This window comes from Leuconostoc rapi, assembly GCF_016908715.1.
Taxonomy (GTDB): domain Bacteria; phylum Bacillota; class Bacilli; order Lactobacillales; family Lactobacillaceae; genus Leuconostoc; species Leuconostoc rapi.
The window spans coordinates 71,786-79,476 of record NZ_JAFBEK010000008.1; the positions used below are offsets into that span (position 1 = coordinate 71,786).

Consider the following 7,691-nt stretch of genomic DNA (forward strand, 5'->3'; position numbering starts at 1 on the left):
TCCAGCACACGTTTTTTTGTACTTATATTATTGTAGCGGATTTCAAGTTTTAAGCAACCCATTTGCATTATCCTGCCATAACAGCGTCTGTTGTGCTTGACCCATTCGATGCCACAAGAAAGCATCATAAACACTCATTGCCAATACATCATTATCTTGAAATTCAGCTTTCAAAACATCCCCCACCGGTAAAATACCCAACAAATCATGCCAAAGATCTAATAAAGTTGGCACATCATCTCCGAATGTCCAACCTAAGTGGAAAGTATCAGAATGCTTGAAAATCAAAATTACTGCAATAATATGTCCATGAAATAACCGAACAACACTATGTTCAAAATCAAAACCGTTAGCTTCAAAAATTAGTTTTTGATAATTAATTGTTTTAGATGCTGGATTCACGCGATGAATACGTTCGTAATGATCACGTAATAGCAAAACTAATTCTTGCCTCAAGTCCGCTTCTAATTCGCCTACTGTTACAACTGGTTCGCCTTCATAATCCCTGATGTTCAACTTGGCAAAATAGGTGGTGTAAATGGGTGTAAAACCACGATCTTCTAAAAATCCTAGACTAATTGGATCATCAACGTCTGCAACAAGTCCTTTTCCTCTTGAATTAGCCATCGCTTGTAACGCCCACACACTTGCCACATCAAGATCAGGTACTTGTATTAAATCATAATTATTAGGATGATTGTTATTTTCTTTATAAAATTCAGTCATTGTACCTTCACTATAAATGAAAAAGTCGGTCTAACCCGACTTTTCATCATTTACTTCGTTGCTTGTAATGCATCTAAACGCGCTTGCGTTGCCTCCAACTTTGTTTGCCAATCAGCAAGCTTAGCTTTTTCTGCAGAAACAACAGATTCCGGAGCTGAAGTAACAAACTTTTCATTACCAAGCTTCTTTTCTGCACGGTTTACTTCGCCAGTAAATTTCTTTACTTCACTTGCCAAGCGTGTTATTTCTTCGTCAATATCAATTAATTCAGCCAAAGGTACATAGATTTCAGCCCCTGATATGACTTGCGACATCGCTAAATCAGGTACGTTAACATCTGCCGATATTTGAAGTGACTTAGGATGAGCAAATCGATTGATGTAGTCAACATTGGTATTAAATATCTCAATCAAATTTTCATCAGATGTCTTCACCAACAAGTCAATTTGAGTTGACATTGGGGCGTTTGCCTCGGCTCGAATATTACGCACTGCAGTAATTAAATCTTGCAAAGACTTAAACGCCTTTTCAGATGCATTGTCCAGCAAGGTATTTTGTACGATCGGATAAGGTGTCACTGAAAAGTCAGCTTGACGACCAACCTGATCAGGCATTTCTTGCCAAATCGCCTCAGTTACAAATGGCATAATTGGTTGCAAAAGCCGTAACGTTTGATCTAAGACATACGCTAACGTTTGTTGAACTGGTGCCTTATCACCATTACCATTTAACGTTTCTTTGGTCATTTCAATATACCAATCAGCAAAATCAGACCAAATAAAATTATATAGCTCACGTCCTGCTTCACCAAATTCGAATTTGTCAAAATTGCGCGTCACATGTGCAATTGTTTTGTTTAATCGTGACAAAATCCACTTATCACCCAATGATAATTTGTCAAAATCCGGCAAGGTAGATGGTGTATCAGCATCTAAATTCATAATAACATAACGTGAGGCGTTCCAAATTTTATTGATAAAATTCCAAGCCGCATCCATTTTGTCATATGTGAAACGAACATCTTGCCCTGGTGTCGATCCTGTAGCTAAGAACCATCGTAGGGCATCTGCGCCATACTTTTCAATCACGTCCATAGGGTCCACGCCATTACCAAGCGATTTGGACATTTTACGTCCTTCCCCATCACGGATCAAACCATGAATCAGAACATTTTTAAAAGGTCGTTGTCCAGTGAATTCTTTACCTTGGAACATCATACGCGCAACCCAGAAAAAGATAATATCATAGCCTGTTACAAGTGTATTTGTTGGGTAATATTTTGCAAAATCATCTGTCTGATTTTCAGGCCAACCCATTGTTGAAAAAGGCCACAATGCTGACGAAAACCAAGTATCCAAAACATCTGGATCACGTTGCCAACCATTTCCATCAGGTGCTTCTTCACCGACATAAATTTCTTCTTGTGCTGTTCCCTTATTCTTATACCAAGCGGGAATTTGGTGCCCCCACCATAATTGACGTGAAATAACCCAATCTCTAATGTTATCCATCCAACGTGTGAATGTATCCTCGAATCTTGCGGGCACAAACGTCACTTTTTCATCAGCATTTTTTTGCATATCTAACGCTTGCTCAGCTAGGGGTGCCATCTTAACAAACCATTGTGTTGATAGACGTGATTCAACTGGCACACCAGTTCGTTCCGAATGACCCACAGAATGCACGATAGGTTCTATTTTGAGCATGAATCCGCCATTTTCAAGGTCAGCAACAATAGCCTGACGTGCTTCAAAACGATCCATACCATTATATTTACCGGCATTTTCGTTTAAATGGCCATCCTCTGTCATCGTATTAACACGTTCCAAATCGTGACGGTTACCAACTTGAAAATCGTTTGGATCATGTGCTGGTGTAATCTTAACCATGCCTGTTCCAAAATCTTTTTCAACATACTCATCGGCAATAATTGGTACTTCACGATCAAGAAGCGGTACAATGACCTTTTTACCAATTAAATCTTGATAGCGTTCATCACTTGGATTCACAGCGACAGCAACATCACCAAACATTGTTTCGGGGCGCGTTGTTGCAATTTCAATGTAACTTTTACCATCAAATGTTGTGCCATCAGTAAATGGATATTGTACATGATAGAAAGCACCAGGATCATCTTGATAAATCACTTCAATATCAGATAAGGCTGTTCTTGCTTGTGGATCCCAGTTAATAATATACTCACCACGATAAATTAAGCCCTTTTTATACAGGTCTATAAACACTTTATTAACAGCCTTATTTAAACCGTCGTCCAAAGTAAATCGCTCACGATCAAAATCTAAAGACAAGCCCATCTTGCCCCATTGCTGCTTGATCGTTGCTGCATATTCGTTCTTCCAATCCCAAACTTGTTCGACAAATTTTTCACGACCTAGGTCATATCGAGAAACGCCTTCAGAGCGCAAACGTTGTTCTACCTTGGCTTGTGTTGCAATACCAGCGTGATCCATTCCTGGTAACCATAACACATCAAAGCCCTGCATCTTTCTCTGGCGAATAATCATATCTTGTAATGTTGTGTCCCAAGCATGACCTAAATGCAACTTACCTGTAACGTTTGGTGGTGGAATAACAATAGCATATGGTTCTGGTTCATTGCCCTGAATTGCTTGATTTGATTCTGGGGCAAACAATTTTTTTTCTTGCCAATGATCATAACGACCGGTTTCAACGGCTGTTGGATTGTATTTTGTTGACATGTCAATATCGCGCATATTTTTTCTCCTTTGATATGATGGTACTAAAAAATCGTCCTTAAAAATTAAATTAGGACGATTTTCACCGTGGTACCACCTGTATTGCTGTTAATATTACTTTTATCAACAGCCACTTCATTACTTTCAATTATAAACACTTAGCAACCTTGGGCATTAACATCGCTGATTCACAACACACCATCAACTCTCTGTACATGTATTTGCTTAATCCTCTAAGATAATGATAATATTACTAGAATTTAATGTATCCGTCAAGAGGTTTTATCTTATATTTACTTTAGTCGCCATCAAACTGTCAAAATAATTTTATTTTTTCTAAATATTGGTAAGGATTAAAAATCATATCTACCCATTTGACTTTATGTGCGATGCATACTGTGCACAGGCTGATAGTCCAAGCAAATATTAACGTCAAGACAATTAACAAAAAATAATTTTGTACGCCAAGTCTAAGTAACAAGACACGAACTATAGAGGCAACGGGTGCATGAATTAGATAGATAACCAATGAGTGACGACCGTATTTAATAAAATAGTGACCGACCCTACCTATTTTAATGTGTGAAAATAAATATAAAAACAGTGGCACACTCGCCAATTTAGCCATGAAATCTGTTTGTGTCATCATATTTGTATCATACCATGGCTTGCCTGTGTGCACTTGCCATATCATTCCCACAGAAAAAGCGACTAAGTTAAAAATAAACAGCGATTTGCGGTTCAGAACTGCAGGTTTTTCTTTAAAAAGATAACCTAAATAAAAAATGATGGTCCACATGCAAAGACTATCAAAAACATAAGGCATGATGATAACATGTCCTAAATTTAATAACAGTAGTATGCTATATATGCCTATCTGTAGAATGGTAGGCACCTTCAAAAGATACATAATACCAACTAAAACATAGATAAAAAACAACACGTATAGATACCATAAGTAACCAATTGGTACAACATAAATCCTTCCTAAATCTTGCCACGTACTCAGCTGATGCACTTCTGACCCGACATGTTGCAAACTAACGTAGATTACTGAAAAAATAACATACGGAATGCCTAAATTAACAAATTTTTGAACAAGATTTTTAATTAACAACGTGCTCGTAGACACTGGCTTGTAAACGTACCCTGATAAGGCAAAAAAAACGGGCATAACAATCGTAAACAGTAGTCCCAATATCATTTCTGAAAACCAATTATATTGCTGAAACTGATTAGTTTTATAAATACCTTCAACAACGTGAACAAGAACGACTAAAAAAATGGTTAAACCCTTAGCTAAATCCAACCATAAAATTCTTTTTTTGATCATATTACTATCCCAACAACAAATTATCGTTATGTGACGCAGCAACAGTAACCACCACAACTATATGGTGCTTAACAGGGTTATTTCAATCCCACACTAATACGTAGGGCATGAGCAACCTGTTGCATTTCCTGCGAATTGACGTTTATATGGGCGATTTTATCGCGCAAGCGCCTTTTATCAATTGTCCTTACCTGCTCTGCTAGAATGACAGAGTCTCGCTTGATACCACCCATATGAGCCGGTAATAACACATGTGTTGGTAATTTTGGCTTTGATATTTGTGATGTGATTGCAGCAACAATGGTTGTTGGTGAGTTTGCGTTACCAATATCATTTTGAATAATTAATACTGGCCTAATGCCTGATTGCTCCGATCCAATGCCTTGTTTTAAATCTGCATAAAAAACATCGCCTCGCATCACTGTTTTAAGTTCTTTCATAAATTTCTCACTTGTTATGTACGCGCCTCAGCGCTTTAATGATATATCCTTGGTAATCTTACACCAAAAGATGTTAATATTTCATGGGGGATTGTCTCAGCGTAATTTGCAAAATTTTCAACGGTAATTTCCTCGTCACCATCCCGACCAATTAATGTGACTTCAGTGCCAATAGGATATTTTTTATCTAATGCGATCACAATTTGATCCATTGTGATACGCCCAATCACCTGTGTTGCTTTTCCTGCTACTAATACTTTCATGCCGCCCATACGTCTCAAATAGCCGTCAGCATACCCAATTGGTAACGTGGCAACCCACTGCGCTTGTTCAGCTGTATAAGTTGCGCCATAGCTCACCGATTCACCAGCTTGTAATTGATGAACAGCCCCCATACGTGACTTGAGCGATAACACATTTTTCAATTTAATAGGCATGTCTAATGCTGGTGAACCAGGGTTAAAGCCATAAAGTACTGACCCTACGCGAATCGTATGTGTATCAATTTCATCATGATGCCACAATGCCGAACCTGAATTAGCTAAATGCCAATAGTTTTTAGGAATTCCAGCACCGCCAACCCATTGATAAAATTTAGTGACCTGTTGCCTATAGTACGCCTCATTATCATCATCGGCAGTAGCAAAATGCGTAAATACACCATTCAGACGTAACTTCCTTGACTCTTGAATGAAAGCATACATTGCGGCTACATCCGCCTGTGAGTTAGCACCCATACGACCCATGCCGGTATCTACTGCAAGATGTACATCCAATATTTGGTTATCTGGCAAAGATACGACAGCTTGTTTCATCCAATCCAATGTGCCAGCAGCAGGCATTAAACGATTTTCTGCCATTAACTTAACTTGCGAAACATCTTGAACACCTAGTAATAAAATGTTGAAATCATCATGCACCCTTGCTTGTCGTAATGTCAGTGCTTCTGAAATTGTAGCCACTGCAAAATCACGAATACCAATATCATATAAAGCTTGCGTAACAGCTACGGCACCATGACCATAGGCGTCAGCCTTAACGACAGCAATCAATCGCGTTGCGCCCGCATGTTCCATAATTAGTTTTGCATTATATTGAATAGCCTTTAAATCAATTTCAATCCAGGTTGGTCTAGTAACTTCTGTCTCGTGCTCAATCATTTCAAAACCCCACGTTTCGGAAACAACATTAAACTCATACGATCCCATAGTGTTAGTCGTTCAATAATGACTAATGTATTGACTTGATCTCCACTATGGGTAATAGCTACATGCGTGATATACGCAAAATTTTTAACACGCATAATTGGACGACCATTATCAGCATTTAAAATTTCGATGTCATGCCAATGTACTTTTTCACCAATACCATATCCAGTAGCTTTAGAAAATGCTTCTTTACTTGAAAAACGACCGGCGACAAATTCATTATAATGTTTGCCCTTGCGTTTCGAAGCTTGCTCGCGTTCTGATTCGGTCAAAATAGTATTTATAAAGTTAATCTTACGTTCAACAATTTGCCCAACACGACTAATTGATTCCGTATCATTTCCAATTCCAATTATCATGTCTCTATTGTATCAAAATGTACCGTTTTCACCAACTTATCCGTTGCTTTTCCTTTTATTTCTTCTTGCGTCAGTAATGACTCCAAGTTTAAATAAATACCATTAGCCATTAAACAACATAATAAAGTTGCAAATGTACTACTCTTTTTATTCTCCATGCGAACACCTCATCAATAGTTAATAATAAAATTGTAAAATGAAATCACGTAAAAGACAATAAAAATAGCCTAACGTGTCACTTTTTTGGCATAACTGGTTATTTTGTCAACTTATTAACACTACTACCTTACTTTACTAATTAGAATACCTACATTCCCAGTGTATCCTGCAAAGTATAGCTAATCAAATTCACGTCAAAAAAAGATAGTATCTCGTAAGATACTATCTTTCACTATGCCGTCGGTGGGAGTCGAACCCACACGGTGTTGCCACCACTGGATTTTGAGTCCAGCGCGTCTGCCAATTCCGCCACAACGGCAAATATAAAGTTTTCACCTTATTAGGGCGGTAGAAGGGGATCGAACCCTCGCATGCTGGATCCACAAACCAGTGTGTTAACCACTTCACCACTACCGCCATGGCAGGGATAGAGGGAATCGAACCCCCATCAACGGTTTTGGAGACCGCTATTCTACCGTTTAACTATATCCCTACAATAATATTCCTCAGCTAACGCTGATAAAACATGATAAGGAATTGCACCTCATATAACTCTAATAGTTCATGTTTGTCAGTAATTAGCGGTCACAGCGGGGCTCGAACCCGCGATCTCCTGCGTGACAGGCAGGCGTCCTAACCAGCTAGACCATGCGACCAATGGACGCTACAGGGATCGAACCTGTGACCCCCTGCTTGTAAGGCAGGTGCTCTCCCAGCTGAGCTAAGCGTCCCTATGGAGAGAAAGGGAT

General features: G+C 38.7%; 7 protein-coding genes and 5 tRNA genes. All 12 read right to left on the minus strand.

The features are described from left to right. Positions 1 to 42 precede the first annotated feature (42 nt). Complete coding sequence (locus JOD28_RS07980) at positions 43 to 726, minus strand: hypothetical protein (protein ID WP_204770302.1); 684 nt, start codon at positions 724 to 726, stop codon at positions 43 to 45. 50 nt (positions 727 to 776) lie between these two features. Next, positions 777 to 3,461, minus strand: a complete 2,685-nt coding sequence (locus JOD28_RS07985; protein WP_204770303.1) for a valine--tRNA ligase — start codon at positions 3,459 to 3,461, stop codon at positions 777 to 779. Positions 3,462 to 3,759: 298 nt separating this feature from the next. Beyond that, entirely contained in the window at positions 3,760 to 4,776 is a 1,017-nt protein-coding gene (locus JOD28_RS07990; protein ID WP_204770304.1) for an acyltransferase family protein, read from the minus strand. A 77-nt stretch (positions 4,777 to 4,853) separates the two neighbouring features. Beyond that, on the minus strand, positions 4,854 to 5,216 hold the full coding sequence (locus JOD28_RS07995; RefSeq protein ID WP_013103100.1) for a type II toxin-antitoxin system PemK/MazF family toxin: 363 nt from the start codon (positions 5,214 to 5,216) through the stop codon (positions 4,854 to 4,856). A 35-nt stretch (positions 5,217 to 5,251) separates the two neighbouring features. Continuing rightward, a complete protein-coding gene (alr, locus tag JOD28_RS08000) occupies positions 5,252 to 6,376 on the minus strand; it encodes an alanine racemase (RefSeq protein ID WP_204770311.1) in 1,125 nt (374 codons plus the stop codon). Then, on the minus strand, positions 6,373 to 6,783 hold the full coding sequence (gene acpS / locus JOD28_RS08005; protein ID WP_204770305.1) for a holo-ACP synthase: 411 nt from the start codon (positions 6,781 to 6,783) through the stop codon (positions 6,373 to 6,375). Before acpS ends, alr begins: the two co-directional genes overlap by 4 nt. Further along, positions 6,780 to 6,941: a hypothetical protein gene (locus JOD28_RS08010; RefSeq protein WP_204770306.1), complete on the minus strand. Its 162-nt coding sequence runs from the start codon at positions 6,939 to 6,941 to the stop codon at positions 6,780 to 6,782. The genes acpS and JOD28_RS08010 overlap by 4 nt, the downstream gene beginning before the upstream one ends. Before the next feature lie 236 nt (positions 6,942 to 7,177). Beyond that, positions 7,178 to 7,261, minus strand: a tRNA-Leu gene (locus JOD28_RS08015). A gap of 25 nt (positions 7,262 to 7,286) precedes the next feature. Continuing rightward, positions 7,287 to 7,359: transfer RNA gene (locus tag JOD28_RS08020), tRNA-His, on the minus strand. Between the two features lie 2 nt (positions 7,360 to 7,361). Further along, positions 7,362 to 7,435, minus strand: a tRNA-Trp gene (locus tag JOD28_RS08025). An 89-nt stretch (positions 7,436 to 7,524) separates the two neighbouring features. Continuing rightward, a tRNA-Asp gene (locus JOD28_RS08030) sits at positions 7,525 to 7,598 on the minus strand. A gap of 2 nt (positions 7,599 to 7,600) precedes the next feature. After that, positions 7,601 to 7,673, minus strand: a tRNA-Val gene (locus tag JOD28_RS08035). Positions 7,674 to 7,691: the final 18 nt, after the last annotated feature.

Bases quoted from the DNA above. Each gene is read 5' to 3' on its own strand.
- JOD28_RS07980 (WP_204770302.1), bottom strand. From the start codon at position 726: ATGACTGAATTTTATAAAGAAAATAACAATCATCCTAATAATTATGAT.
- JOD28_RS07985 (WP_204770303.1), bottom strand. From the start codon at position 3,461: ATGCGCGATATTGACATGTCAACAAAATACAATCCAACAGCCGTTGAA.
- JOD28_RS07990 (WP_204770304.1), bottom strand. From the start codon at position 4,776: ATGATCAAAAAAAGAATTTTATGGTTGGATTTAGCTAAGGGTTTAACC.
- JOD28_RS07995 (WP_013103100.1), bottom strand. From the start codon at position 5,216: ATGAAAGAACTTAAAACAGTGATGCGAGGCGATGTTTTTTATGCAGAT.
- alr (WP_204770311.1), bottom strand. From the start codon at position 6,376: ATGATTGAGCACGAGACAGAAGTTACTAGACCAACCTGGATTGAAATT.
- acpS (WP_204770305.1), bottom strand. From the start codon at position 6,783: ATGATAATTGGAATTGGAAATGATACGGAATCAATTAGTCGTGTTGGG.
- JOD28_RS08010 (WP_204770306.1), bottom strand. From the start codon at position 6,941: ATGGAGAATAAAAAGAGTAGTACATTTGCAACTTTATTATGTTGTTTA.